A 25,399-nucleotide genomic window follows, 5' to 3' on the forward strand; every position below is an offset into this window, starting at 1 on the left:
AATTCATAACTATCAATAACCTATGAAATATTCTTAATGCGATTTAACATTTACTATCTTCGTGCCCGACCAACGGCATGTTGACGAACCCGCGCATTTTTGCTGTATTGAAACCGGTTTCATCACTATTAAAACAATCATAAGGAAAACCCATGACCGACGCGCCTGCCCATACCCGCGAACGGGTCACCATCAGCGAAGTGGCGCGTGTTGCTGGCGTTTCCAAAGCCACCGTCTCCCGTTACATCGGTGGCGACCGCCAATTGCTGGCCGAAGCCACGGCCAAGCGGCTGGAAGAGGTCATCGAACGCCTCGGCTATCGCCCCAACCAGATGGCTCGCGGCCTCAAGCGCGGCCAGACGCGACTGATCGGCATGCTGGTGGCCGATATCCTAAACCCCTATTCAGTGGCCGTGATGCACGGTGTGGAAACTGCCTGCCGTCAGCATGGTTACAGCCTGGTGGTGTGCAACACCAACCGCGACGACGAGCAGGAGCGTCACCACCTGGTGGCCCTGCAGAGCTACAACGTCGAAGGGCTGATCGTGAACACGCTTGGTCACCACCCCGGCGAACTGCTTAACCTGCAGCGTGACATCCCCATGGTGCTGGTCGACCGCCAATTGCCCGAGCTGAATGTAGACCTTGTCGGCCTGGACAATGCTGACGCAGTCGAGCAGGCCCTTGACCACCTGCAAGTCCAGGGCTACCGCGACATCCTGGCGGTCAGCGAACCCCTCGATGGCACCAGTTCACGCCTGGAGCGGGTGCAGGCATTCGGCGCGTCGATCAGCCGACGGCCAGGCATGCGTCAGCAGGTACTGGAAATCGGCGCCGGGCTGCAGGGCCAACTGGCTTCGTTTCTTGCCCACAGTGGTCATGGTCCGCAAGCCATCTTCACCTTCAACGGCGTTGCCACCTTGGCGGTCACCCGGGCGCTGCTCGAGGCCGGGCGCAACCTGGTTGCCGATGTCGGGCTGATCGCCCTCGACGACCTCGACTGGTACCCCTTGGTCGGCAAAGGCATCACCGCACTGGCCCAGCCCACCGAGCGTATCGGCGTGGCGGCCTTCGAAAGCCTGCTCGGTCGCTTGCGCGGCGACAGCGGCGCAGCCCGGCGCATCGACTTCAAGGCCAACCTGATCATCCGCGGTTCAACCCAACCCCAGTAAGAAAACGGCAGGCTTTTGCCTGCTGTTGATCAAAAATGAAACCGGTTTCATAAGGACAAGAACAATGCAAGCGAACCCCGTTTCCATCAGTCTCTCCAGCTACGGCGCCGACTTTGTGCGCCAACGTGGCCAGGAGCAGTTTCTGGACCTGCTGGCAGCCGCTGGCGTCAGTCGCGTCGAATTGCGCGAAGAATTGTTCGCCAGCGCACCGGACGCAGCTGCGCTGGGCAGGGTCATTGCCGCGCTGCGCCTGGAATGCCTGTACTCCACCCCCCTTGAACTGTGGACCGCGCAAGGCGTGCCCGACCCGCTGCTGGTGCAGAAGCTGGAAATTGCCCGGGCGCTTGGCGCGGTGGCGCTGAAGGTTTCCTTGGGGCACTTCGATGAGCACTGCGATGTGACGGCCCTGGCGTCGCTGCTGCCTGCGCAGGGGCCTCTGTTGCTGGTGGAAAACGATCAGACCGCACAAGGTGGCAGGATCGAACCGATGCTGCAGTTTTTCCAGCGTGTCGACCCGCTTGGGCTGCGCCTGGGCATGACGTTCGATATCGGTAACTGGCAGTGGCAAGCCGAGCCTGCGCGGCAAGCTGCAAGGCAGCTAGGCCGTTGGGTGCGCTATGTGCATTGCAAGGCTGTGCAGCGCCGGGCCGATGGCCGTCTGGTTGCCATACCGCCGCAGGCTGCGGACCTGCAGGAGTGGGCAGCGCTGATGGCCGAGTTCGCGCCGGGCGTGGTGCGCGCCGTCGAGTACCCCCTGGTGGGCGAAGACCTGCTGGCGCTTACCCGGGCCCATGTGCGTCACCTTTCTGCACTGGGCGCGGCGCAGGAGCTGGACCATGCATGAACATGACGTGCTGTGTTTCGGCGAAACCATGGCCATGTTCGTCGCCGAGCAAGCCGGTGACCTGGCCGGTGTCGGGCAGTTTGGCAAACGCATCGCCGGCGCCGACAGCAACGTGGCGATCGGCCTGGCGCGGCTGGGTTTCAAGGTGCGCTGGCTGAGCCGGGTTGGTGACGATTCGCTGGGCCGTTTCGTGCTCGACAGCTTGCGCTGCGAAGGCCTGGACTGTTCCGGTGTCGAGGTGGATGCCAACTACCCGACGGGCTTTCAGCTCAAGGCCCGCAGCGAGGATGGCAGCGACCCGGCAGTGGAGTACTTTCGCCGCGGTTCGGCGGCCAGCAGGCTGTCACCTGCGATGGTGAGCCCCGTTTGGCTGCAGGCTCGCCACGTGCACGCTACCGGTATTCCGCTGGCGCTGTCGGACAGCTGTCGGGCGCTGTCCCACGCGCTGTTGGACGGGATGCGCGCGGCCGGTCGCAGCATATCGTTCGACCCCAACCTGCGCCCCTCGCTGTGGCCCGATCAAAGCAGCATGGTGCGCGAAATCAATGCCCTGGCGGCCAAGGCCGACTGGGTTTTACCAGGGTTGGAAGAGGGGCGGTTGCTGACTGGTCAGCACACCCCGGCCGATATCGCCGCGTTCTACCTGGACCAAGGGGTGGAACTGGTGGTGATCAAGCTGGGCGACGCTGGCGCCTACTTCCGCAGCGCCAAGGGCGAAGGGCAGGTAGCCCCCGTGCCAGTCAGCCGCGTGGTGGACACCGTCGGTGCAGGTGATGCCTTTGCCGTCGGTGTGCTCAGCGCGTTACTGGAGGGCCGTCCGGTAGCCGAGGCGGTAGCGCGCGGCAACTGGTGCGGCAGCCGTGCCGTGCAGTCGCGGGGCGACATGGAAGGGCTGCCGCTGCGCCATGAACTGGAGGCCTACGACCTGCGCAGAAGCGCATGAGCCGACCCCGAATCACCTGTTGCAACAAAAACAACAAGCTCAGGAGAAACAAACCATGCAAAGCCAAAGCCTGGCACCTCGCCGCTGGTGGTACATCATCCCGATTGTGTTCGTCACCTACAGCCTGGCGTACCTGGACCGCGCCAACTACGGCTTCGCCGCCGCCTCCGGCATGGCCGAAGACCTGCACATCACCCCGGTGCTGTCTTCGTTGTTGGGTGCGCTGTTCTTTCTCGGTTACTTCTTCTTCCAGGTGCCCGGCGCCATCTACGCTGAAAAGCGCAGCGTGAAGAAGCTCATCTTCGTCTGCCTGATCCTGTGGGGCGGCCTTGCCACGCTTACCGGCATGGTCAGCAACGTCTACATGCTGATCGGCATCCGCTTCCTGCTCGGGGTAGTGGAGGCTGCGGTCATGCCGGCCATGCTGGTGTACCTGTGCCATTGGTTCACCCGGGCCGAGCGTTCGCGCGCCAACACCTTCCTGATGCTGGGCAACCCGGTGACCATTCTGTGGATGTCGGTGGTGTCCGGTTACCTGATCAAGCATTACGACTGGCGCTGGATGTTCATCATCGAAGGCCTGCCTGCCGTGATCTGGGCGTTCTTCTGGTGGCGCCTGGTGGATGACCGCCCGGCCCAGGTGGCTTGGCTGAGCGAGCAGGAAAAGGCCGCCCTGGCGCAGGCGCTGGCTGCCGAGCAGCAGGGTATCAAGCCTGTAAAGAACTACCGCGAAGCGTTCCGCTCGCCGCAAGTGATCATCCTGGCGCTGCAGTACTTCTGCTGGAGCATCGGCGTGTATGGCTTCGTGCTGTGGCTGCCGTCGATTCTCAAGCAGGCGGCGAACGTCGATATCGTGCAGGCCGGCTGGCTGGCCTCGGTGCCTTACCTGGCGGCAGTGCTGGCAATGGTGGGCGTGTCCTGGGCGTCCGACCGCCTGCAAAAGCGCAAGCGCTTCGTCTGGCCGCCGCTGCTGATTGCCGCGTTGGCGTTCTATGGTTCCTACGCCTTGGGCAGCGAGCATTTCTGGCTGTCGTATGCATTGCTGGTGGTCGCTGGTGCCTGCATGTACGCCCCTTATGGCCCGTTCTTCGCGATCGTGCCCGAGATCCTGCCGGCCAACGTCGCAGGCGGCGCCATGGCGCTGATCAACAGCATGGGGGCGCTGGGCTCGTTTGGCGGTTCGTGGCTGGTGGGCTACCTCAATGGGGCTACGGGCGGGCCCGGCGCCTCTTACCTGTTCATGTGCGGTGCGCTGCTGACGGCAGTGGCGCTTACCGCTGCGCTCAATACTTCCCAGACCTCTGGCCGGGCAAAGCGCGACAGCTCGCGTCTGGCCATGAACCATTAGGAAACCTGCAATGAAGAAGCGAATCGTCCTGTATAAACGCCTGTCCGACGACCTGATGGCACGCCTGCAAGATCGCGTCGAGGTGACCTGGGTGGATACCACTCAGCCCGACGGCCTGGCCCGCCTGCGCGATGCGTTACCGGGGGCGCACGGGTTGCTGGGGGCCAGCCTGCGCCTGGATGCCAGCCTGCTCGACCTTGCCCCGCAACTGGAAGTGGTGTCGAGCGTTTCGGTAGGCGTGGACAACTACGACATTGCTGAACTCAGCAGGCGTGGTGTGATGCTCACCAACACGCCCGACGTGTTGACCGAAACCACGGCCGACACAGGCTTTGCCTTGATCCTGGCTACCGCCAGGCGGGTGGTGGAGCTGGCGAACTGGGTGCGTGACGGCCGCTGGCAGGCCAACCTGGGGCCGGCGCATTTTGGCAGTGATGTGCACGGCAAGACGCTAGGCATCGTCGGCATGGGCCGCATTGGCGAGGCCCTGGCCCGTCGCGCGGCTGCCGGCTTTGGCATGCGCGTGCTGTATCACAGCCAGCGTGCCAAGCCCGAGGTGGAAGCACGCTATGCCGCATGCCAGTGCAGCCTGGATGAGCTGTTGCAGCAGGCAGATTTCGTTTGCCTGACGGTGCCGTTGAGTGCCAGCACCGAAGGCCTGATAGGCGCACGGGAACTTGCGTTGATGAAGCATGAGGCAATTCTGGTGAACATCTCACGCGGGCGTGTGGTGGATGAGCAGGCGCTGATCGAAGCGCTGCGGGCCAGGCGTATCCGCGGTGCGGGGCTGGACGTGTTCGTGCACGAGCCGCTGCCGACCGACTCGCCGCTGTTGCAGCTGGATAACGTGGTAGCGACCCCACACATCGGCTCGGCGACCGAGGACACCCGCCAGGCCATGGCGCGTTGCGCGGTGGACAACCTGCTCAGCGCGCTGGCCGGTGAGCGGCCGGTAAACCTGGTCAACGGCTGACGCGCCCCGGTTCCCACAGGGGCCGCGCAGCCTTTGAAACGGTCAGCGGCAGTTGCCTGCCTTGCGATACCCCGCTGCCTGCGCTTCACCTTCGTTTGCGAAGGTAACCTGGTTCTTCGCTGTAACCTGGTTGTAGCCCGGGCAGCCGACTGACAGGTGATAGACGTGGCTGTTGCGGTTGCCAAGCACGGCACCGACCGAACCGGCGCTGGCCAGGCTTGGTTTGGCCTCTGGCTTGGCCGCGTTTACCGGCACCGCCTGTACCAAGCCGCTGCCAACCGGCTTGTAGCCGGCGGTCCACTTGCGTTCGCCGCTTACGAACGGGTTGGCATGGCCCATGATCGCGGCAATGCGCCGGTCGCGTTCTTTCTCCCAGGCCGACACCGGGTGTTGCTTGTCCCAGGCCATCAGCAGCTGTTGCTGTTGGCGCGACATGTTCAGCTTGTAGCGGTCGAACATGTAGAACGTGGTGCGGGCCACCAGGCCTTTGACTTCGTCACGCGGTTCGGCGGTGCGCTGGACGAAATCGACCTTGGTGGTGCATTGGCCGTATTCGCCGGCATTGCCAGTGACCATGCCGTAGTTGAAGTTGCTGCGGTCACCGTTGACCTCACCCACGGCCGGGTAAAGGTTGAACAGGTCGGCTTCCATGGCGCGGAACACCGGGTCGTTGTCCACGCAGTGCTCACGGCCGCCGTTCTTCCAGCACTGGCGCTGGTTGCCGAAGGTGTGGGCAGGCACGATGTGTTCCCACTCGGTGCGTTCGGCGCGGTTCTGCTGCTTGCGCGTCTTGTAGCCACACGAGGCAGCGTCGATGCGCCCGCCAGACTTGCCCACCCAGGTCCATTTGCAACCGCAGTACAAGTCGCCCATGGCACTGCTGGCCTGGTCCAGGTAGACCTTCTGCTTGGCCACCACCTTGGCTTCGGTGAAGGTGGCCGGCGGGTTGGCCAGAGCGGGGAGGGTAAAGGAAAATAATAAGGTTACGGCGTAAAGCAGTGATTTCATGGGGAAAACATATTTCAGGTTGGGCCGGGCATTGTAATGGTTTCCCCGGGGCTGACCAGCTCGCGGAGCCATACCAATGGTCGGCCAGGGTCGTCGCTGCCCATTCGGTTGAATGTGGCTGAGTCGAGCATGTCCCGCACTTGGGTGCCCATGCGCAGCAGGTGCTCGACGAAACCGGCACCGACGTCACCGTAGTCCTCCAGGGAAACCCCGCTCTGGTTGTGCTGGATTGCGAGGTGGTAATGACTGACACCATCGCCGTTGCCGCTACCGCCCAGTACCACCGTGAAGCGTGGGCCAAGCAGGGTGGCCAGGCGTTCCTGCACCAGATCGAGCAGGGCGATGGGTATTTCATTTTCGCGCAGTGATGTAGGGAAACAGGGTGTGAACGGAGGCATGAGGGTGTCCTGCTGGGCGGGGTTCGAGTGCTGGCCAGCTTAGGCAAGGTGACTGTCAACTTGGGTAAAGCGGGGGTAAAAGCGGGTAATGCTCAACCCCCGTGCTGCGCGGTTCATTTCATGAGCAGCATCAGAAGGTCTGCCCCAACGAGAACTGGAACACCTGGGTTTCGGCGTTATCCGGCTTTTTCAATGGCGCCGCCAGGCTGAAACTCAGCGGCCCCATCGGGCTGTACCAGGTCACGCCAACCCCCAGCGACACAGCCATCTGCGCCAGGTCGACGCTGCCGCAGCCTTGGGTGGTGGACAGGTAGCAGGTGTCGGCATACACGTTGCCGGCATCGACGAACACCGAGCTGCGCAGCTGGCTCTGGTCCTTCACGAAGGGCAGCGGGAACAGGTACTCGGCACCGCCGGTAATCAGGATATTGCCCCCCAGCACATCGGTGTCGCGGTCGGAATAGTAAGCCTGCCCAGCGCTGGAATAGGCCCCGGTAGCCGGCGTACTGCGCGGGCCGAGGGTACCGTCCTTGAACCCGCGTACCGAGCCCTGCCCACCGGCGTTGTAGCTTTCATAGAACGGCAAGCCGTCGGTGGAGCCATAGCCGTTGCCGTAGCCCAGGTTGGTGTGCAGGCGCAGCGTGGTGTTGCTGGTGACCGGCAGGAAAGCCTGGCCGTTGTAGTCGAGCTTGTAGAACGACAGGTCGCTGCCAGGGGTGGTAGCCATCAGCGTCAGGCTCTGCGAGTGGCCCCGGGTGGCCAGTACGCCTTTGTTGAGGGTGGACTCCGACCAACCGATCGACGCCTTGAGGTTGTTGAAGCTTTTGCCTTCGCGGGAGATGAAATCGTAGATCTCGTCAGCGCTGTAGGTGCCGGGCGAAATGTCGTCGTGCTGCAGGGTCAGGCCGTAGGTCAGGCGCGAGGTTTCGTTGATCGGGTAGCCAAAGCTGACCCCGGCGCCGTAGCTGTTGATTGCATAGTACGAAACCCCATCGTCGTAGTAATCGCTGTAGTCGGTGCTGTTGTAGAACAGGTTGTAGCCCAGGCTGACGCCGTCGGCGGTGAAGTAGGGGTCGACGAAGCCGAAGTTGTACTTGGTCTGGTATTCCGAACGGGTCAGGCCGATGGATACCTTGTTACCGGTACCGAGGAAGTTGCTCTGGCTGATCGAACCACCCAGGATCAGGCCGGCGCTCTGGGCGAAACCGACGCTGGCGGTGATCGAGCCGGAGGCCTGCTCTTCGACGCTGTAGTTGACGTCGACCTGGTCGTCGGTGCCAGGCACCTGCGGGGTCTCGACGTTGACTTCCTTGAAGAAGCCCAGGCGCTCAAGACGGGTCTTGGACTGGTCGATCAGGTAGGTCGACGCCCAGCCGCCTTCCATCTGGCGCATTTCGCGACGCAGCACTTCGTCTTCGGTCTTGGTGTTGCCGCGGTAGTTGATGCGGTTGACGTAGGCACGCTTGCCCGGGTCGACCACGAACATGATGTCGACCGTGTGGTCCTGGTCGTTGGGTTGCGGCACGCCGTTGACGTTGGCGAAGGTGTAGCCTTCGTTACCCAGGCGACGGGTGATCAGCTCGGACGTGGTGGTCATCACCTTGCGCGAGAATACCTGCCCCGGCTGCACCAGCAGCAGCGACTTGACCTGGTCTTCCGGCACCTTGAGGTCACCGGACAGCTTCACGTCGCGAACGGTGTATTTCTCGCCTTCGTTGATGTTGACGGTGATGTAGACGTGCTTCTTGTCCGGCGTGATGGACACCTGGGTGGAGGCGATGTCCATGTTGATGTAGCCGCGGTCCAGGTAGTAGGAACGCAGGCGCTCCAGGTCACCGGAGAGTTTTTCACGGGCGTACTTGTCGTCGTTCTTGAAGAACGACAGCCAGTTGGTGGTCTTCAGCTCGAACAGCTGCCCCAGGGTCTCGTCATCGAATACGTTGTTGCCAACGATGTTGATGTGCTGGATGGCGGCGACGGTGCCTTCGTTGATCTTGATCTTCAGGGCCACACGGTTGCGCGGCTGCGGCACCACTTCGGCGTCGACCTCGGCCGAGTAGCGCCCCTGGGCCACGTACTGGCGCTGCAGCTCGTTACGCACACCTTCGAGGGTGGCACGCTGGAAGATCTCGCCTTCGGCCAGGCCCGATTGCTTCAGGCCCTTCATCAGGTCTTCGGTGCTGATCGCCTTGTTGCCTTCAATCTCGATGCTCGACACCGACGGACGCTCGACCACGTTGATGATCAGCACATTGCCATCGCGGCTCAACTGGATGTCCTGGAAGAACCCGGTCTTGAACAGGGAACGAGTCGAGTCCACCAGGCGGCGGTCGTCAGCCTGGTCGCCGACGTTCAGCGGCAAGGCACCGAACACACTGCCGGCGGAAACCCGCTGCAGGCCGTTGACGCGAATGTCGGCGATCCTGAACGGTGAGGCCTGGGCCAACGTGGCTTTCAGCAGCAGGATGGAGAGCAACAGGCGCGGGTAGTTCATCGGGGTTTCCAGACAAGCGGATTCGGAGGGCAGCAAGCGCGGGCGACCCGCAAGCAGCGGGCGATGAGGATACGGGCGGGCTGTGTACGGCGCGGTTAGCCGAGGGTAAAGATGTGTAAAGTCCGACCGGGCGGCAGTGACAGTGCCGGCTTGCAGGGCGATCATTGCAGCCCCTGCAATTGCGATATCTGGCCCTGATGATCCCTGTGCTGCTGGTCGACGACGACCGCGAACTGACTGAAATGCTCTCTTTGTACCTGGCGCGCGAAGGCTTCCAGGCAACGGCCGCGGACACGGGTGAGGAAGGCGAGACCCTGGCGTTGTCCGGCCATTTCCAGGTGGTGGTGCTGGACGTGATGCTGCCAGGCATCTCTGGTATCGAAGTGCTGCGCCGCGTGCGTGCACGTAGCCAGGTGCCGGTGCTGCTGCTGACGGCCCGCGGTGACAACATCGACCGCATTGCCGGCCTGGAGCTGGGGGCCGATGACTATGTGCCCAAGCCCAGCTCTCCCGGTGAGCTGGTGGCACGCCTGCGGGCAATACTGCGTCGCGTGCAGCCACACCTGATGGGTGAAGCCAGCCCGCCCGAGGTACCTGAACAGGTACGCAGCGGCGCATTGAAAATGTGGCCGGGGCGGCGCGAGGCGCGCTGGGGCGCAGCCACGCTGGAATTGACCGGCTCCGAGTTCAGCCTGCTCGAAGCCCTGGCGCGCCAGGCCGGTCAGCTGGTCAGCAAGCAGGACCTGTCGCTCAATGCCCTGGGCCGGCCGCTGACCCGTTATGACCGACGCATCGACGTGCACGTCAGCAGCATCCGGCAAAAACTTGGCCCGCGTGCCGATGGCAGCAGCTGGATCCAGAGCGTGCGCGGCATGGGCTACATGCTGATCGTCGAATGATGCGCCGGCGTCTGTTCTGGAAGCTGTTCCTGGCCTTCTGGCTTGCCAACACCCTGACCTTCCTGGTGGGGGCGGGGGCCTTCATGCTCAATGAGCTGCGCGGCGATACACCCGGGCTGCGTTCGCTGCTGGCCACCGAGCTGCAATTGCTCGAACGGCATGGCGAGCGGGCCGGCCGCCAGCTGCTGGACGTGTCGCCACAGCCGCAGGATGTGCAAGTAGGCCTTTACGACGATCAAGACCGCTTGCTGGCTGGCCAAACGGTGCACGTGGCGCGTTTCGAGCAGGCACTGCTCGACCGTGACGGCCGCCCACTGGTGCTGCGCGCTTCGGTGGCCACCCGTGTCGGTATGGCACCGCGCCCACGCAACCTTGGCCCGTTCGTAACAGGGGCTGTGATGAGCGCGCTGTTCGCGCTGTTGTGCAGCTTTTACCTGACCCGCCCGCTGGCCTGGCTGCGCGAAGCCATGGGCCAGGTTGCCCAAGGCCGTTTCGATGTGCGGGTCAGGCCGCGGCTGGGCAAGCGCCGTGACGAAATCGTCGACCTGGCCGAGGACTGTGACCGCATGGCCGGCCAGCTCAAGGCCCTGGTACAGGCCCAGCAGAACCTGCTGCATGATATTTCCCATGAGCTGCGCTCACCGCTTACCCGCATGCATGCCGCCATCGGCCTGATGCGCCAGCAACCCGACCGGCCCGACATGCTGGAGCGGGTCGAGCGCGAGTCGCGGCGCATGGACGACCTGATCGAGCAACTGCTGACCCTGGCCCGTGCCCAGTCCCGTCAAGGCAACAATGACTTCGCCAGCGTGGATGTGGTCGAGCTGCTGGCGCAGATCGTCGAGGATGCCCGTTTCGAGGCAGGCATGAAGCAGTGCCAGGTGTCCTTGCTGGCTCAGGGCGCGTTTCTCATGCATGGCCATGAAGAACTCCTGTACCGGGCCTTCGAGAACGTCATCCGCAATGCCGTGCGCTACACGAAGCCTGGCACGGCGGTATTGGTGGAGGCCGCACCGGCACCAGGTGGGCAATGGTTGCAGGTGTGCGTCAGCGACCATGGCCCGGGCGTCGACCCGGCGCGCCTGCAGCGCATCTTCGAACCGTTCGAGCGTGGCACCGACAGCAGCGATGGCTTCGGCCTGGGGCTGGCGATCGCCCAGCGTGCCATCGCCTTGCACGGTGGCAGCATCACCGCGCTGGCCGCCGCCACAGGGGGCTTGCGGGTGCGCATCGAACTGCCGCAAGCCATTGCTACTTGAAGCCGGTGACCGCGTGGGGAACGTAAGGGGCCTGCAAGCGCGCTACCTCGTCCTCGCTCAGCTGCAGTGACAGAGCGCCCAGGGCATCGTCCAGGTGGGCGGGCTTCGAAGCGCCGACGATAGGGGCGCTAACGCCGGCCCTACCCAGCACCCAGGCCAGCGCAACCTGGGCCATCGGCACCCCCCGTTCGCTGGCGATCTGCTCGACCACATCGATTACCCGGCCGTCCTCCACCTCGGTCTTTTCATAGAACGACTGCCCGGACACATCGGTGCGCGTGCGTTGGGTTTGCTGCCCATGCGGTCGTGTCAGGCGGCCGCGCGCCATGGGGCTCCAGGGCATCAGGCCGACGCCTTGATCCAGGCACAGCGGGATCATCTCTCGCTCTTCTTCGCGGTAGATCAGGTTGAGGTAGTTCTGCATCGACACGAAGCGGCTCCAGCCATGGTTGGCGGCTACCTGCTGCGCCTTGGCGAACTGCCAGGCATACATCGACGATGCACCGATGTAGCGCGCCTTGCCGGCCTTGACCACATCATGCAGAGCTTCCATGGTTTCCTCGATGGGGGTGTGGTAGTCCCAGCGGTGGATCTGGTAAAGGTCGACGTAGTCTGTGCCCAGGCGGCTGAGGCTGGCGTCGATGTTGGCCATGATCGCCTTGCGTGACAAGCCTTGCTCATTGGGCCGGCTGGCGCCTTCCCACATGTTGGCAGGGAAGAACACCTTGGTGGCGATCACGGTTTCTTCGCGGCGGGTAAACTCCCTCAGGAGTTTGCCGAGGATGATTTCCGAGGTGCCGGCGGAATAGCTGTTGGCAGTGTCGAAGAAGTTGATGCCTTGCTCGACGGCATGGCGAATGATCGGCCGGCTGGCGTCTTCGCCCAAGGTCCAGGGATGAGTGCCGGCGTCGGGTTCACCGAAGGTCATGCAGCCCAGGCACAGCCTTGAAATGTCCAGCCCAGTGCTACCCAGCTTTACGTACTGCATCGTCGTCTCCTTCAAGGGCGTGAGTGATGGAGTTAGCCTAACGCTGGCAGGGTTGGGCGAAAATTCCGTATTGATGCATGCGCCATCTGCAAGAATTCACAAGCGTAGCAGCGGCCGCACCTGTTGCTGAAGGAAGTCGGTAACCGCCTTGATCCGCGGCGTGGCGCGCACGTCTTCATGCACGGCCAGCCAGATTTCGATGCTCATTGTCTGTTGGGCGCTGCCTGCCTCTTTCAGACCGTGTTCCTGTGCCATGAACGCGGGCAGGCAGGCGATGCCGATGCCGCCGGCACAGGCTTGGGCCTGGATGCGCAGATCATTGCTGTGCAATGCGAACGGCTGCTGGCCGGCCTGGAGGTTGAGCCATTGCTGTTGTGGGGAACGGGCCTGAGACTCGTCGTAGCCGATGTAGCGCCTGACCGTTGCGCTGGCCAGGTAACCGGGCGAGGCATACAGCCGGTAATCCAGGTGCCCCAGCAGGCTGACCACCAGAGTTGGCTCTGTCGGCCTGGCCAGGGCGATGCTGATGTCAGCTTCGCGGCGGACCAAGGATGCCTTGGATTTGCTGCCTACCAGCTTCAGGCGCAGCTGTGGGTAGCGCTGGTACAGCTCGCCCAAGCGCCGGGCGACGATGCTGCCCAGCAGCGCCGGTGGTGCCGAGAGCACCACTTCGCCTTCCACTGTCTGTTGGCCGGCGCTGGCGAAATGCTCCAGGGCAAAAGAGGACATGGCCATCTGCTCGGCGAGTTCCGCAACACGTTGGCCTTCGTGGGTGAGGGCATAAGCGCGGGGACGTCGGTCGACCAGCTTGAGCTTGAGCGAAGCTTCGAGCGAGGCGATGCGCCGGGCCACGGTGGCGTGGTCGACACCTAGGGTCTTGGCAGCGGCCGACAGCGAGCCGGCCGAGCTGAAGGCGGAGAAATGGCGCAGGTCTTCCCAATCGAACATGAATGACTCGGCAGTGGCGGGTGCATAAAGGGGTAGGGTAACCCTTTATGACCCTGCCGGCTTCAATGCCCGCCTTTCATCCGCCGCGCCACCAGGTAAATGCCCAGGCCAACCAGTGCAGTCGCGGCGCCGATGTACCCGGTGCTGGTCCAGCCCATGCCTGCAGTGATCGCCATGCCTCCCAGCCATGGCCCCAGCGCATTGGCCAGGTTGAACGCCGCATGGTTCGACGCCGCTGCCAGGCTAGGTGCCTCATGGGCAATGTCCATGAGGCGGATCTGTAGCGGTGCCGCCAGGGCGATCATGGTGCCCACCAGGCCGATGCCCAGCAGCAGGCTCCACAGCGCCTGGGCGGCGAAGGTAAAGAACAGCAGCACGGCGACCGACCACATCAGTACCAAGCCCACGGCGCGAAACTGCAGACGGTCGAACAGCTTGCCGCCAGCGATGTTGCCGACGATACCGCCCACGCCGAACGCCGCCAGACCGAACGGAATCCACTGTGGCGACACCTGGGTCACGTGCAGCATGGTCGGTGCCAGGTAGCTGAACACGCAGAACATGCCGGCAAAACCGATCGAAGCGATGGCCAGCGCCATCCATACCTGTGGGTGGGCAAAGGCCTGGAGCTCCTTGCGCGGGTCGCTGCGTGTTTCGTCGTGGCGCTGGGGCACGAAACGCCAGACCAGGGCGATGGTGCACAGGGCGATCGCGCCGACCAGCACGAATGCCGAACGCCAGCCAAAGTACTGGCCCAGGAAGGTGGCAACCGGGTTGCCGAGCAACATGGCCAAGGTCAGGCCCATCATCACCCGTGCCACGGCCCCCGCGCGCTGATCCTTGGCCACCATGCTCGAGGCCACCACTGCGGCAATGCCGAAGTAGGCGCCGTGGGGCAAGCCGCTGATGAAACGAAATGTGACCAGGCCACCGAACGAGGGGGCAAAGGCAGTGGCCAGGTTGCCCACGGCATACAGCAGCATCAACAGCAGCAGCATGTGCTTGCGCAGCAGTTTGGCACCGAGAATCGCCAGTGTCGGGGCGCCAACCATTACCCCCAGCGCATACGCGCTGATGGCATGGCCCACCTGCGGTTCGCTCAACTGCAAGTTGCTGGCAATGTCGGGCATCAGGCCCATGATGGCGAATTCGCCGGTGCCGATGGCAAAGCTGCCCAGTGCCATGGCGGCTTCCATCTTGGCGACGGTGTTTTTACTGGGGAGCGGGGGGTGTTCCTGGACTGACATCTGTATCCCTATTGAAACATGCTGAAACGTTCAAGGCGGGATAATAGTCAATCGATGGCTGCAACGTCGAGGATGCTGCCCCGGCTTCCGCGACGTTGCAGCCCGTGTCCTGCTCCGTACGGGCGCGCTTGCTACGCCCCTGGCTGAAATGACGGGATCCTGTGGCAGCGGGTACGCCTGCTCTTTTAGACTGCGGGCGGTGACGCGCCAACGCTCGGCAAACGGTGAGTACACGCGCCACACATTCGGTTCACAAGGACAACTGCAATGTCAGATACCCCGCGCAACCCGCTGCTTATCGATGGGGCCGTTGGCCAGATCGAGCTGTTGATCGACTACCCCGACGGGCCACCCACAGGGCTGGTGCTGGTCAGCCATCCGCAACCGCTGCTGGGCGGTAGCCCACGGCATATCGTGCCACTGACCCTGGCACGGCAGCTACGTGCAGCCGGCTGGCAAGTGGTACGGCCGAGCTTTCGTGGGGTGGGGCAGACGCAAGGCGCGCACGACCAGGGCATCGGTGAAGCCGAGGATTGCATCGCGGTCATCCGGCACCTCAACCAGCAACAGCCCGAGCTGCCGGTAGCGCTGGTCGGGTTTTCCTTTGGGGCCTACGTGTTCGCCCGGGTTGCCTGTGCGCTGGAAGGGCAGTTGCAGGCAGTCGCATTGATGGGGCTGCCGGTGGGGGATGTACCGGGAGGGCGCTATTACGAGCCATTGCCGCTGCCTGAGGATTGCCTGTTACTGCATGGTGAACAGGATGAAATGGCACCGCTGGCCAACCTGCTGCAATGGGCTGGCCCTGAACAACGGGCAGTGTCGGTATACGCCGGTGCCAATCACTTTTTCAAAGGCTGCCTGGGCCGTGCCGCGGAGCAGGTGATTGCTCATCTCGCCCAGAAGACTGGCCCTCACCGCTCCAGGTAATGCGTCTGTGCAGCAAAGTCGATGAACCGCTTGCTGGCCAGCGACAGGTATTCCCCCGAGCGCCAGCACAAGCGGAAACTCATCTGCTGTGCTGGCCGGAACGGCACGCCGACAATGCCTGGCGTGCGTTGCTGCACCGAGCGCAGCAGGGTCGCCACCCCCATGTTGTCCAGCGCGGCCTGCACCACCAGCGAGACGAAGTTGCTCTGTAGCGCCACCTGGTATGTGATGCCATGTTCGGCGAAGAACGCATCCAGAAGATGGCGTTGAACGAAGGTGCGATCGAACACCACCATGTCGGTATTGCGCAGGTCTTCGGCGGTGAGGTAGGCCTTGCCGGCATAGGGGTGATCCGGGTGCATGCACGCCAGCATCTCGTCGCTGCCCAGCAGGATCGACTCCTTGTCGGGCGGTACACGCCGGGACTCCAGCAGCGCCAGGTCGATTTCCCGTTGCTCCAGGCGATGGCCAATGTCTTCGGCACTGCCTTCGAACACGGTCATGGCAATGCCCGGATAGGACTTGCGGAAGGCGTTCATCAACCCGGGGACGTAGTGCAGGCCGAACATCGGCGGGATACCCAGGCGTACTTCACCGCGCTTGAGGTCGGCCATGTCGCGCAGCTCTTGCCGGGCAACGTCCATTTCGCGCAGGGCAGAGGCAATGCGCGGCAAGAACTGCTCGCCTTCTGCCGTGAGGATCACTTTGCGCGTGGTGCGGTTGAACAGGGTTACCCCCAGTTCTTCTTCCAGCCGGGTAACGGCCATGCTCAGCGCGGGCTGGGCGATGTGCAGGTGCTGCGCGGCTTTGGTGAAGCTGCCTTGCCGGACGATTTCGACACAGCAGCGCAATGCCTTGAGGTTCATTGAGGGGTGCTACCTTTCATGCGGGATGCATTCATAACGAACTGTGATGCTAAGCATCATAACAATATATTTATTATTATTAACCAGAGGGCCTACGATGCGCGCCACTGAGACATCCTGCAACATCTCAGTCACGCAGTTTAATAAATCTGCAATCCCACAAAGATTTTGAGGTAGTACCCCAAATGGCCAAGGCCGCCGATGTCGTTGTGCAATGCCTGGAAAACGAAGGTGTCGAGTATGTATTCGGCATTCCCGGTGAGGAAAACCTCGACCTGCTCGAATCCCTGCGCAAGTCGAAGATCAAGCTGGTACTGACCCGTCACGAGCAGTCTGCAGGTTTCATGGCTGCCACCTACGGTCGTCTGACCGGCAAGACCGGCGTCAGCCTGTCGACCCTCGGCCCTGGTGCCACCAACCTGGTGACCGCCAGCGCCTACGCCTACCTGGGCGGCATGCCGATGATGATGATCACCGGGCAGAAGCCGATCAAGAAGTCCAAGCAGGGTCGCTTCCAGATCATTGACGTGTGCGGCATGATGGACCCCATCACCAAGTACACCCACCAGTTCGCCTCGGCCGACAACATCCCGGCCCGCATGCGCGAAGCCTTCCGCCTGGCCGAAGAAGAAAAGCCGGGTGCGGTGCACCTGGAGCTGCCGGAAGACATCGCCGCCGAGCAGACCGACGCGCTGCCGATCCCGCGCAGCCTGCACCGCCGCCCGCTGGCCGAGCACGTGGCCATCGAAGCTGCCGTCGAAAAACTGCAGAACGCGCGTAACCCGATCCTGGTGATCGGTGCCGGTGCCAACCGCAAGATGACCGCCAAGGTCCTCAAGCAGCTGATCGACAAGACCGGCATCCCGTTCATCACCACCCAGATGGGTAAAGGCGTGGTCGACGAGCGCCACCCGCGCTTCCTCGGCAACGCGGCGCTGTCGTCGGGCGACTTCGTTCACCGCGCCGTCGAAGCCGCCGACCTGATCATCAACATCGGCCACGATGTGATCGAGAAGCCACCGTTCTTCATGGTCCGTGGCGGCACCGAAGTCATCCACATCAACTTCCGCTCTGCCGAAGTCGATGCCGTGTACTTCCCGCAAGTAGAAGTGATCGGCGACATCGCCAACGCCGTGTGGCAGATCAGTGAAGCGCTGAACGACACGTCGCACTGGGACTTCACCCGCCTGATGGCCATCCGTGAAGCCAACGAAGCACAGATCGCCGAAGGCGCCGACGACGACCGCTTCCCGGTCTACCCACAGCGCATGGTGGCTGACATCCGTCGTGTACTGCCGTCCGAAGGCATCGTCGCCCTGGACAACGGCATCTACAAGATCTGGTTCGCCCGCAACTACAAAGCGCACAAGCCAAACACCGTGCTGCTGGACAACGCCCTGGCGACCATGGGCGCCGGCCTGCCATCGGCAATGGCTGCGCACCTGGTGCACCCGGACCGCCCGGTAATCTCGGTGTGTGGCGACGGCGGCTTCATGATGAACAGCCAGGAACTGGAAACTGCAGTACGCCTGGGCATGCACATCACCGTGGTGATCCTGCGTGACGACGGCTACGGCATGATCCGCTGGAAGCAGGCCAACATGGGCTTCACCGATTTCGGCCTGGACTACGGCAACCCGGACTTCGTCAAATATGCCGAAGCCTACGGCGCCAACGGCCACCGTGTGGAAAGTGCCGAAGGCCTGCTGCCGCTGCTGGAGCACTGCATCAAGACCCCGGGTGTGCACGTGATCGACTGCCCGGTCGATTACAGCGAGAACGACCGCATCCTCAACAGCGAGCTGCGTGAGCGCGCCCTGGCGGTGTAAGCCCTGACAGGCCGGCGCCGTCCTTTTTCAGGGGCGGCATTGCGCTGCGAAAAGGCCCGTATAGCTGACAGTGATATGTCGGCGTTACGGGCCTTTTCATGACACAAGACTGCCTCTGAATCCCACTCACCCCAGATCAAGCAGGTCTTGCAGGCTGGCCAGAATGGCATTGGCGTCATAAGGCTTGCGCGTGACGGGCACATGCTGCAAGTGCTCGGGAATGCTGATGCCGTCGCCATAGCCGGTGGCAAAGAGGAACGGAACCTGCCGGCGAACCAGCTCATCCGCTACGGAAATGGAGGTTCCGGTGCCCAGGTTGACATCCAGTATTGCCGCGTCCGGCTTGTGGCTGCCAAGCAGTTGCATGGCTTCGTCCTCGGAGCTGGCGGTGATCACGTCCTTGATTTGCGCATCGTTGAGAATTTGCTCCAGGCCTACTGCAATCACCAGTTGATCCTCGAGTATCAGCACACACAAGCCCGAGCGCGCTGCAAACGCACCGTTTGCACGGGCCAGAGGCGTGGCCGGGAGAGCGGTTTCTGCCGCTTCGGCTACGGAAAGGTGCTTGGCCGGGATTTTGAAAAAGCCTTGCAGGCCTTCGGGGTGATATTCCACTGCGCTGGTGCCACCCAGGTCGAACGGGATGCTGCGGTCGATCAGTACCGTGCCGAAGCCGCTGCGGCTGGGCGGGCGTACCGTTGGCCCACCACTTTCCCGCCAACTGATTGCACAGCCGTTGGTGGCGTCGATTGCCCAGCTTACCGAAAGCCTGCCGCCGGCCCGCGATAACGCACCGTACTTGGCCGCGTTGGTGGCCAGTTCGTGCAGCACCAGGGCCATGACCGAGTAAGCGCGCGCATCGAGGATAACGTTCGGGCCCTGCAACTCGATCACGCCGGCAGCCGTGCGATAGGGAGAAAGCTCGGCCTCCAGCAGCTTCGCCAGGCGCCCGCCACCGTCACCGCGCACCACCTGGTCATGGGCCAACGACAAGGCCTGAATACGCCCTTTGAGCGTTGCCACATAGTCCTGCAGGGTCTGGCTTTCCGGGGTCGGATGGGCAACCAGTGCACCAATCAGCGACAGGATGTTCTTGACCCTGTGGTTGAGCTCTTCGTTGAGCATGCGCTGGCGCACCTCAGCTTTGGCGCGTTCACTGGCGAGCAGCTCGCTGTTGTGCAGCACCACCTCGACGATAGCGGTACGGATGGCATCGCCAAACTGGCGGTCCTGCTCGGTCCAGGGTAGCGACTGCTGGTGAACGGTTTCTTTCCAGATGGCGAAGCTTTTGCGTGGCGTCAGGCGGTCGCCCAACGCGCCGCTGTCATAGGTCTTGTTCGGGTCCCCGGCCCAGTCGAGTGTCTCGACCACCTCCTTGCGGAAGAAGATCAAGTAATCCCTTGGGTGTTGCGACATCGGAATAATCAGCACACCAGACACATCATTAAAATACGCCTGGGCTGAAGGGAGCACCGTCGACAGGCGATTGGATGCCCAGATTCGGCCTTCGCTGACCATGTCTGCCAGACGCAGCAGATCAGGCACGGCCGTTTGGGGCGGCGCCAGCCCTGCGCACGACCAGCGGCCTAGCAGCGACATGCCGATGCCGTCGCAGGGAATCAGCGACATCAACCGGGGTAGCCGTGCGTGGAAGAACCCATCAATGTCCGCCGCCTGGTTGGCGTCGCGCAGCAGGCTGTCCAGGGCTTTGTGGATGCGCACGGCGGCTTCGAGTTTTTGCCGGCTACGCAGGGTCTCGATATGCAGGGAGAAGAACTCACCGAACATCTCGGCGGCCACACGTTGCCCCATGGCCAGCGTGCGCGGTGCGTAGTGATGGCAGGCAATCATTCCCCACAGCTCGCCATTGACGATGACGGAAATCGACATCGAGGCGCCCACGCCCATGTTGCACAGGTATTCGCAATGGATCGGCGAGACGCTGCGCAGGTGCGCGTAGGACAGGTCGAGCGGTTCGCCCGAGGGGTCGAGCACCGGGTTGATGGCGACCGTATTGAACTGGGCGTCGGAGATTACCCGGATCGGGTTGCGCAGGTAGAGCGCGCGGGCCTGCTGGGGGATATCGGAGGCGGGGAAGTATTGGCCCATGAAGCTTTCGAGGTCGCTACGCCTGGACTCGGCAACCACCTTGCCGGCACCGTCGGCTCCCAGCTGGTAGATCATCACCCGGTCGTAACCGAGCACCGCCCGGACAAAGCGGGCGGCGTCGCGGAACAGCTTGCTGGTCTGGTCGATTTCGCGCAGTTGGGCAATCAGCGTGCGCGCCAGTTCGATCGGTTCGGCGATGCTCGCCCCGGCGGGCTCGAATTCGAGGATTGCCGTGCCTTTGTACAAGTGGGCGGCGATGTCGACGGCCGCGCCGTTGGGCAGCGTCACGCCGAAACTGAGCGCGGGGCGCGAGGCATCCCGGGTACGGGCAAGTGCGTTGCGAAGCGTATGCGTGACCTCGTCACCCAGCACCGCGTGCAGTTTCTGACCATTGATATCGCTTGCTACACCCAGCATCTGTGGGGCGTTGACCGAATGGCGCAGCACCACGGTCGCCGAGGCATCACAGGCCAGCAGGCAGCCATGGGGCTGGATGCTCCCGGGAATCTGGATGGGCTCCCGGTCGCAGTTGGTCAGGTTAACGTGGGGGTTGTGGGTCATTGGCCCGTGCCTGTGGGTAAGGGGAGGCGGGCAGCAGGTCCGCCATCGTCCGTCAGCCTAGCAGGCATTGAACGCCTTGGGGATGGCGGGTCGGGCAATACCGGTCCATTCCCAAGACAATGCTTTGATCACAGCGTGGAGTACGGATGTACTCCCGTCGAGAATCGCTTGAAGGCAGCTCTGATCAATGGTCTTATCCCGCGCTTGAGCCAACTGGTATTGCACGATGAACCGCCCGCTGTTTATTTCCTTCGATGGGCCCAAGGGGACCGGCAAGACCACGCTGCTGGAGGCCGTCACTCAAGCGTTACGGCTGGACGGGAACAAGGTGATCCGCCTTTGCGAAAGAAAGAATGATCCTCACCGGGGCGAGACCATGGCCCTGGTCAACCAGCTTTCCAGAAGCCCTTGCCAGGACCTTGAGTTCAAGGTTTGCGAGCGCTTCGCTGAAAGCCGCGCCTGGATTTCCCGACATGTACTGCCCAGGCAGCCCGCTGACAGCATCATCCTGATTGATCGCTGGTACCCCTCTGACGCTGCGTTTCGCCGCACAGTGCCGTTTGACAAGATCCTGCGCCTGAACCTCGAACGAAACGTGCAAGTGCCCGATTTGCATGTCGGCGTTGTCACAACGCCTGAAACCTCATGGGCGAGGGCCGCGGCGCGCACGCGTGGGCTGGGCAGTACGGTGATCCATAACCTGGAAGAACAGGTTGCCTGTACCGAGGCGTTCGAGCGTGCGGTTGCAGAGCAAGGCTGGGTGCTGTGCCGTAATGAAGGGACCGTCGACGAGGCAACGCGGCAGGTCGTAGGCGAGATTCAGGGCGTGCTTCGACACCTGTGAGGCTTGGGTGAGTACGGCCTGTCTACTGCCTCTGCAGGTATCAGGCGCCCTGGCGGTCGATATCACGGCGCAGGACTACCGACGTGGTAATGTCATCCACTGATTCGTGACGTGCCACGTTGTCACGTACCTGGTTGAGGTCGTCGATCGTTCGGGTCTCCACTTCAACCACCAGGTCGAGCTGACCGCTCACCGACGAAACCCGCCGTACGCGCGCGTCCGTTGCCAACTGGTCGAGCAGCCCCATGGCAGGCGTGCGCTGCAACGTCACCAGCAAGATCGCGCGTATCACGTTGGCGTCTATTTCGCCGATGTCAGCGCGATAACCGCGAATGACCCCGCTGCGTTCAAGGTTGGCGACACGCTCGGTGGTGGCACTTCGGGAAAGGCCTATGCGGCCGGCTAACGCCTTGAGCGCAATACGCGCGTCCTTCGAAAGTACCTCAAGAATCTCACGATCTTTAGCGTCCAGGTCACGCATTGCAGCCCCTTGATAAGCTTGCCGTCATTATGCCGGTCGGAACCGGCATAATGCCTGTTGCGCCCGACCGTATGCAGGGTGTCCGTTTCGGCGGCGCATGACAAGCTATTGAAAAACAATCAGCGCGCCCGGAACCTGATGATATGACAGACCTTTCCCACCCAGCACCTCGGTTTTCGGCAAGCGATGCAGAGGGCCTTGCAAAAGATTTCTTCGATGTCACCGGCACTGCAACGCCCCTGGATGGGGAGCGTGATCGCAATTACCGGCTGGAGACTGGCGTAGATGCAGGCTGGATACTGAAAATCGTCAATGCCAGCGAGCCCAGGGTAGAAAGCGAGTTTCAAACCGCGCTACTCGATCACCTGGCCGTGCATGGCGCGCATTTGGGCGTGCCACACCTGCGGGCCAGCGTGACTGGCGACTACCTGCCGTCTGTGGCCAGCAGCACCGGTGAAAAGCACGCTGTGCGCCTGGTCAGCTGGCTGGCCGGCACGCCACTTGCCAAGGCCAGACGCTCCCTGGCGTTGATGAGAAACTTCGGCCAGGCACTCGGTGAACTTGACCGTGCCCTGCAGGGCTTCATGCACCCGGGCGCAGTCCGCGACCTGGACTGGGACTTACGCCATGCTGCGCGCTCCCGTTCGCGGCTGCACTGCATCAAGGACCCTGATCGCCGGGCCGTTGCCGAGCGCTTCATCGCCCGGTTCGAACAGACTGTACAGCCAAAGCTGGCTTCCCTTCGGGCCCAGGTGATCCACAACGATGCCAACGACTGGAACATCCTGGTCGATGCCGAAACGCCCCGTAGCGTGACTGGCTTCATCGATTTTGGCGATGCCGTGCACACCGTTCTGATTGCCGAGGTCGCAATCGCCAGCGCCTACGCCATTCTCGACATGGACGACCCGATCGGCGCTGCTGCTGCGCTGGTGGCCGGCTTCCATGAGAAGTACCCGTTGCAAGCGCAAGAGCTTGATGTGTTGTTCAACCTGATTGCCATGCGCTTGGTCATCAGCGTCACGTTCTCCGCTTCCCGGCAGGACCAGACCGACGACAACCCTTACCTGGCGATCAGTGAAGCGCCTGCCTGGCGTCTACTGGAACAACTCGATTCGATAAACCCACGGTTGGCCACCGGCATTTTGCGCAAGGCCTGTGGTTTCGATGCCATCGAAGGTGCGGGGGAAGTCCGCCGCTGGATTGCCGACAACCACAAGTCGTTTGCCGACCTGGTGCGCCCGTCAGCTGCCATTCTGGACAAGGTCATCGCGCCGTTTGGCGATGCCAGCCATGAGATGACCATTGCCTCGGCCCAGCAGCGCCCTGCAGATGCGACGCGGTGGTGGAATGAATGCTCTGCCGCGCACAAGGCCCCGCTGGGCATCGGGCCATGGGGCGAGGTACGTGCCGTCTATACCGACAGCGCCTTTGAGTCTCGCTTCATCAAGGGGCAGCACCGGACCCTGCATGTGGGGGTAGATTTGCTGATGCCAGCGGGTACGCCGTTGTACGCACCGATTGCCGGCACCGTCAGAAGCGTCGAGGTCGAGCCAGACCCGCTGGGTTATGGCGGCCTGGTGATGCTCGAGCACACCCCGCCCGGTTGCCCGCCATTTCTGACACTGTGGGGGCACATGGCCCACGAGGCGCTCAGCCGTTTGAAGGCCGGTGACAAGCTCGAAGCCGGCGACCTGGTCGGTTACATGGGCAGCGATCACGAGAACGGCGGCTGGATCCCCCACCTGCATCTGCAGGTGGTCACCGATACCCGGCTGAGCGCGTGCGAGGTCATGGGCGTGGGTGAGCCAGCGTACCGCGAAGCGTGGGCCGACCTGTTCCCCGATGCCTCGGCCCTGGCCGGTATCCCGCCAGAGACCTACAGCCAGCAGGGCATGACCAAGGCCCAGATCATTGCCAGGCGCAAGGAACTGCTGCTACCCAACCTGTCCATTTCGTACACCGACCCGATCAAGTTCGTGCGCGGGGATGGCGTATGGCTGATCGACAACTTCGGGCGGGCCTACCTGGACTGCTTCAACAACGTGTGCCACCTGGGCCATAGTCATCCCGACGTGGTCGAAGCCTTGACCCGCCAGGCTGCGCTGCTCAACACCAATACCCGCTACCTGCACGACAACATCGTCGAATACGCCGAACGCCTGACCGGCACTTTGCCCAAGGGCCTTTGCGTAGCATCCTTTGGCTGCTCGGGGAGTGAGGCCAACAGCCTGATGCTGCGTATGGCGCGCAACTACACAGGCAGTGATCAGGCGATCGTGCTGGACTGGGCCTACCACGGCACCACTCAGGAACTGATCGATCTGAGCCCTTACAAGTACAAGCGCAAGGCGGGCAAGGGCAGGGCGGCGCATGTCTACGAGGCCGTGGTCCCGGACAGCTACTACGCCCCCGAGCACTGGCCCGTGGAAGCGCACGGCAAGCGCTTTGCCGAGTCGGTAGCAGAGCAGCTGGACGCCATGCGCAAGGCAGGCAAGGGCCCCGGTTTTTTCATTGCCGAATCGATCCCCAGCGTGGCGGGGCAGGTGTTTTTGCCCGAACACTACCTCAAGGAGGTGTACGCCATGGTGCGAGCCGAAGGTGGGCTGTGCCTGGCCGATGAGGTTCAGGTCGGGTTTGGCCGGGTCGGCAGCCACTGGTGGGCATTCGAGACCCAGGGTGTGGTCCCGGATGCCGTCAGCATGGGCAAACCCATTGGTAACGGCCACCCGATGTCGGCGGTAGTGACCACGCGCGAGGTTGCCGATGCTTTCAACAACGGCATGGAGTATTTCAATACCTTCGCCGGTAACCCGGTGTCATGCGCGGTAGGCCTGGCGGTACTCGATGCAATCGAGCGTGACCAGTTGAAAGAAAACGCCTTGAGTGTCGGCCATTACCTGCTCGAGGGTTTGCGCAAGCTTCAGCAGCAATTCGACGTGATTGGCGATGTGCGCGGGTTGGGCCTGTTCCTTGGCATCGTGCTGGTGACTGACCGCAAGTCAAAGGCGCCAGCCACGGCCCTGGCCAGAAAAGTGGCTGATGGTGCCCGGGAGCGCGGCGTGTTGATCGGCACCGAAGGCCCGCATGACAACGTGCTGAAAATGCGGCCTTCGATGATTTTCAGCCGGGCCAATGCAGACTTCCTTCTCGAGGTGCTGAAAGACAGCTTCACCGCGGCGCTGAAATAGCGTTTCAGCGCGGGCAGGGCGTGCGCATGTGCACGCCCTGCGGCGCACCTATCTGGCGAGCCGGGCAGGT

General features: G+C 62.7%; 20 protein-coding genes. 11 read left to right on the top strand and 9 right to left on the bottom strand.

Going from position 1 to position 25,399, the window contains the following annotated elements; all coding sequences use genetic code 11:
* Positions 1-152: 152 nt before the first annotated feature.
* The 5 genes from ptxS (at position 153) to AC3RCM_RS12490 (ending at position 5,280) form a co-directional block, all read left to right on the top strand.
* Entirely contained in the window at positions 153-1,172 is a 1,020-nt protein-coding gene (gene ptxS / locus AC3RCM_RS12470; protein WP_492629645.1) for a transcriptional regulator PtxS, read from the top strand.
* Between the two features lie 64 nt (positions 1,173-1,236).
* Positions 1,237-2,016 carry a sugar phosphate isomerase/epimerase family protein gene (locus AC3RCM_RS12475; protein WP_020192934.1) on the top strand — a complete coding sequence of 260 codons (780 nt, stop codon included), beginning with the start codon at positions 1,237-1,239 and terminating at the stop codon, positions 2,014-2,016.
* Complete coding sequence (locus AC3RCM_RS12480) at positions 2,009-2,959, top strand: sugar kinase (RefSeq protein ID WP_087535524.1); 951 nt, start codon at positions 2,009-2,011, stop codon at positions 2,957-2,959. Before AC3RCM_RS12475 ends, AC3RCM_RS12480 begins: the two co-directional genes overlap by 8 nt.
* Positions 2,960-3,014: 55 nt before the next feature.
* Positions 3,015-4,307 carry an MFS transporter gene (locus AC3RCM_RS12485; protein WP_010954250.1) on the top strand — a complete coding sequence of 431 codons (1,293 nt, stop codon included), beginning with the start codon at positions 3,015-3,017 and terminating at the stop codon, positions 4,305-4,307.
* Between the two features lie 10 nt (positions 4,308-4,317).
* Positions 4,318-5,280 (top strand): 2-hydroxyacid dehydrogenase, encoded by a 963-nt coding sequence (locus tag AC3RCM_RS12490; RefSeq protein ID WP_104887686.1) that lies wholly within the window; start codon positions 4,318-4,320, stop codon positions 5,278-5,280.
* Positions 5,281-5,322: 42 nt separating this feature from the next.
* Here AC3RCM_RS12490 and AC3RCM_RS12495 read toward each other — a convergent pair whose 3' ends face one another.
* From AC3RCM_RS12495 to bamA, 3 genes are all read right to left on the bottom strand, one after another.
* A complete protein-coding gene (locus tag AC3RCM_RS12495) occupies positions 5,323-6,288 on the bottom strand; it encodes an endonuclease (RefSeq protein ID WP_064492125.1) in 966 nt (321 codons plus the stop codon).
* Between the two features lie 14 nt (positions 6,289-6,302).
* A complete protein-coding gene (locus tag AC3RCM_RS12500; protein WP_064492124.1) occupies positions 6,303-6,686 on the bottom strand; it encodes a hypothetical protein in 384 nt (127 codons plus the stop codon).
* Between the two features lie 130 nt (positions 6,687-6,816).
* The gene (gene bamA, locus AC3RCM_RS12505) at positions 6,817-9,180 is read right to left on the bottom strand and encodes an outer membrane protein assembly factor BamA (RefSeq protein WP_088513133.1); all 2,364 of its coding nucleotides are present in this window, start codon (positions 9,178-9,180) and stop codon (positions 6,817-6,819) included.
* Between the two features lie 197 nt (positions 9,181-9,377).
* Here bamA and AC3RCM_RS12510 point away from each other — a divergent pair, with 197 nt between their 5' ends.
* Complete coding sequence (locus tag AC3RCM_RS12510; RefSeq protein WP_064491421.1) at positions 9,378-10,079, top strand: response regulator transcription factor; 702 nt, start codon at positions 9,378-9,380, stop codon at positions 10,077-10,079.
* Positions 10,076-11,338 (top strand): HAMP domain-containing sensor histidine kinase, encoded by a 1,263-nt coding sequence (locus AC3RCM_RS12515; RefSeq protein ID WP_104887685.1) that lies wholly within the window; start codon positions 10,076-10,078, stop codon positions 11,336-11,338. Before AC3RCM_RS12510 ends, AC3RCM_RS12515 begins: the two co-directional genes overlap by 4 nt.
* Here the strand turns inward: AC3RCM_RS12515 and AC3RCM_RS12520 are convergent.
* From AC3RCM_RS12520 to AC3RCM_RS12530, 3 genes are all read right to left on the bottom strand, one after another.
* Positions 11,331-12,326, bottom strand: coding sequence for an aldo/keto reductase (locus AC3RCM_RS12520; protein WP_010954243.1), 996 nt, complete (start codon positions 12,324-12,326; stop codon positions 11,331-11,333). The two genes, AC3RCM_RS12515 and AC3RCM_RS12520, sit on opposite strands and share 8 nt — an antisense overlap.
* Before the next feature lie 96 nt (positions 12,327-12,422).
* On the bottom strand, positions 12,423-13,274 hold the full coding sequence (locus tag AC3RCM_RS12525; RefSeq protein WP_064491418.1) for a LysR family transcriptional regulator: 852 nt from the start codon (positions 13,272-13,274) through the stop codon (positions 12,423-12,425).
* A 62-nt stretch (positions 13,275-13,336) separates the two neighbouring features.
* On the bottom strand, positions 13,337-14,521 hold the full coding sequence (locus AC3RCM_RS12530; RefSeq protein ID WP_104887684.1) for an MFS transporter: 1,185 nt from the start codon (positions 14,519-14,521) through the stop codon (positions 13,337-13,339).
* Between the two features lie 267 nt (positions 14,522-14,788).
* On the opposite strand from AC3RCM_RS12530, the gene AC3RCM_RS12535 reads away from it, so the two are divergent.
* Positions 14,789-15,448, top strand: a complete 660-nt coding sequence (locus AC3RCM_RS12535; RefSeq protein ID WP_104887683.1) for an alpha/beta hydrolase — start codon at positions 14,789-14,791, stop codon at positions 15,446-15,448.
* On the opposite strand, the gene AC3RCM_RS12540 is transcribed toward AC3RCM_RS12535, so the two are convergent.
* Positions 15,433-16,314, bottom strand: a complete 882-nt coding sequence (locus tag AC3RCM_RS12540; protein ID WP_004374921.1) for a LysR family transcriptional regulator — start codon at positions 16,312-16,314, stop codon at positions 15,433-15,435. The two genes, AC3RCM_RS12535 and AC3RCM_RS12540, sit on opposite strands and share 16 nt — an antisense overlap.
* Positions 16,315-16,499: 185 nt before the next feature.
* Here AC3RCM_RS12540 and AC3RCM_RS12545 point away from each other — a divergent pair, with 185 nt between their 5' ends.
* The gene (locus AC3RCM_RS12545; protein ID WP_004576806.1) at positions 16,500-18,143 is read left to right on the top strand and encodes an acetolactate synthase large subunit; all 1,644 of its coding nucleotides are present in this window, start codon (positions 16,500-16,502) and stop codon (positions 18,141-18,143) included.
* Positions 18,144-18,269: 126 nt separating this feature from the next.
* On the opposite strand, the gene AC3RCM_RS12550 is transcribed toward AC3RCM_RS12545, so the two are convergent.
* Complete coding sequence (locus AC3RCM_RS12550; RefSeq protein ID WP_064493463.1) at positions 18,270-20,813, bottom strand: HWE histidine kinase domain-containing protein; 2,544 nt, start codon at positions 20,811-20,813, stop codon at positions 18,270-18,272.
* Positions 20,814-21,039: 226 nt separating this feature from the next.
* Between AC3RCM_RS12550 and AC3RCM_RS12555 the strand changes: the two genes are divergently transcribed.
* The gene (locus AC3RCM_RS12555; RefSeq protein ID WP_064493464.1) at positions 21,040-21,657 is read left to right on the top strand and encodes a dTMP kinase; all 618 of its coding nucleotides are present in this window, start codon (positions 21,040-21,042) and stop codon (positions 21,655-21,657) included.
* A gap of 40 nt (positions 21,658-21,697) precedes the next feature.
* Here AC3RCM_RS12555 and AC3RCM_RS12560 read toward each other — a convergent pair whose 3' ends face one another.
* Positions 21,698-22,138: an Lrp/AsnC family transcriptional regulator gene (locus AC3RCM_RS12560; RefSeq protein ID WP_004374903.1), complete on the bottom strand. Its 441-nt coding sequence runs from the start codon at positions 22,136-22,138 to the stop codon at positions 21,698-21,700.
* Positions 22,139-22,281: 143 nt separating this feature from the next.
* Here AC3RCM_RS12560 and AC3RCM_RS12565 point away from each other — a divergent pair, with 143 nt between their 5' ends.
* Positions 22,282-25,329, top strand: coding sequence for an aminotransferase class III-fold pyridoxal phosphate-dependent enzyme (locus AC3RCM_RS12565; protein ID WP_104887681.1), 3,048 nt, complete (start codon positions 22,282-22,284; stop codon positions 25,327-25,329).
* Positions 25,330-25,399: the final 70 nt, after the last annotated feature.

Source organism: Pseudomonas sp. GW823-FHT05G12 (assembly GCF_058795575.1).

What these genes read in the sequence shown, in the direction of transcription:
- bamA (WP_088513133.1), bottom strand. Translation starts at nt 9,180, where the DNA reads ATGAACTACCCGCGCCTGTTGCTCTCCATCCTGCTGCTGAAAGCCACG.
- AC3RCM_RS12535 (WP_104887683.1), top strand. Translation starts at nt 14,789, where the DNA reads ATGTCAGATACCCCGCGCAACCCGCTGCTTATCGATGGGGCCGTTGGC.
- AC3RCM_RS12530 (WP_104887684.1), bottom strand. Translation starts at nt 14,521, where the DNA reads ATGTCAGTCCAGGAACACCCCCCGCTCCCCAGTAAAAACACCGTCGCC.
- AC3RCM_RS12525 (WP_064491418.1), bottom strand. Translation starts at nt 13,274, where the DNA reads ATGTTCGATTGGGAAGACCTGCGCCATTTCTCCGCCTTCAGCTCGGCC.
- AC3RCM_RS12490 (WP_104887686.1), top strand. Translation starts at nt 4,318, where the DNA reads ATGAAGAAGCGAATCGTCCTGTATAAACGCCTGTCCGACGACCTGATG.
- AC3RCM_RS12510 (WP_064491421.1), top strand. Translation starts at nt 9,378, where the DNA reads ATGATCCCTGTGCTGCTGGTCGACGACGACCGCGAACTGACTGAAATG.
- AC3RCM_RS12560 (WP_004374903.1), bottom strand. Translation starts at nt 22,138, where the DNA reads ATGCGTGACCTGGACGCTAAAGATCGTGAGATTCTTGAGGTACTTTCG.
- AC3RCM_RS12475 (WP_020192934.1), top strand. Translation starts at nt 1,237, where the DNA reads ATGCAAGCGAACCCCGTTTCCATCAGTCTCTCCAGCTACGGCGCCGAC.
- AC3RCM_RS12550 (WP_064493463.1), bottom strand. Translation starts at nt 20,813, where the DNA reads ATGACCCACAACCCCCACGTTAACCTGACCAACTGCGACCGGGAGCCC.
- AC3RCM_RS12520 (WP_010954243.1), bottom strand. Translation starts at nt 12,326, where the DNA reads ATGCAGTACGTAAAGCTGGGTAGCACTGGGCTGGACATTTCAAGGCTG.
- AC3RCM_RS12500 (WP_064492124.1), bottom strand. Translation starts at nt 6,686, where the DNA reads ATGCCTCCGTTCACACCCTGTTTCCCTACATCACTGCGCGAAAATGAA.
- ptxS (WP_492629645.1), top strand. Translation starts at nt 153, where the DNA reads ATGACCGACGCGCCTGCCCATACCCGCGAACGGGTCACCATCAGCGAA.
- AC3RCM_RS12495 (WP_064492125.1), bottom strand. Translation starts at nt 6,288, where the DNA reads ATGAAATCACTGCTTTACGCCGTAACCTTATTATTTTCCTTTACCCTC.
- AC3RCM_RS12515 (WP_104887685.1), top strand. Translation starts at nt 10,076, where the DNA reads ATGATGCGCCGGCGTCTGTTCTGGAAGCTGTTCCTGGCCTTCTGGCTT.
- AC3RCM_RS12485 (WP_010954250.1), top strand. Translation starts at nt 3,015, where the DNA reads ATGCAAAGCCAAAGCCTGGCACCTCGCCGCTGGTGGTACATCATCCCG.
- AC3RCM_RS12565 (WP_104887681.1), top strand. Translation starts at nt 22,282, where the DNA reads ATGACAGACCTTTCCCACCCAGCACCTCGGTTTTCGGCAAGCGATGCA.
- AC3RCM_RS12540 (WP_004374921.1), bottom strand. Translation starts at nt 16,314, where the DNA reads ATGAACCTCAAGGCATTGCGCTGCTGTGTCGAAATCGTCCGGCAAGGC.
- AC3RCM_RS12555 (WP_064493464.1), top strand. Translation starts at nt 21,040, where the DNA reads ATGAACCGCCCGCTGTTTATTTCCTTCGATGGGCCCAAGGGGACCGGC.
- AC3RCM_RS12545 (WP_004576806.1), top strand. Translation starts at nt 16,500, where the DNA reads ATGGCCAAGGCCGCCGATGTCGTTGTGCAATGCCTGGAAAACGAAGGT.
- AC3RCM_RS12480 (WP_087535524.1), top strand. Translation starts at nt 2,009, where the DNA reads ATGCATGAACATGACGTGCTGTGTTTCGGCGAAACCATGGCCATGTTC.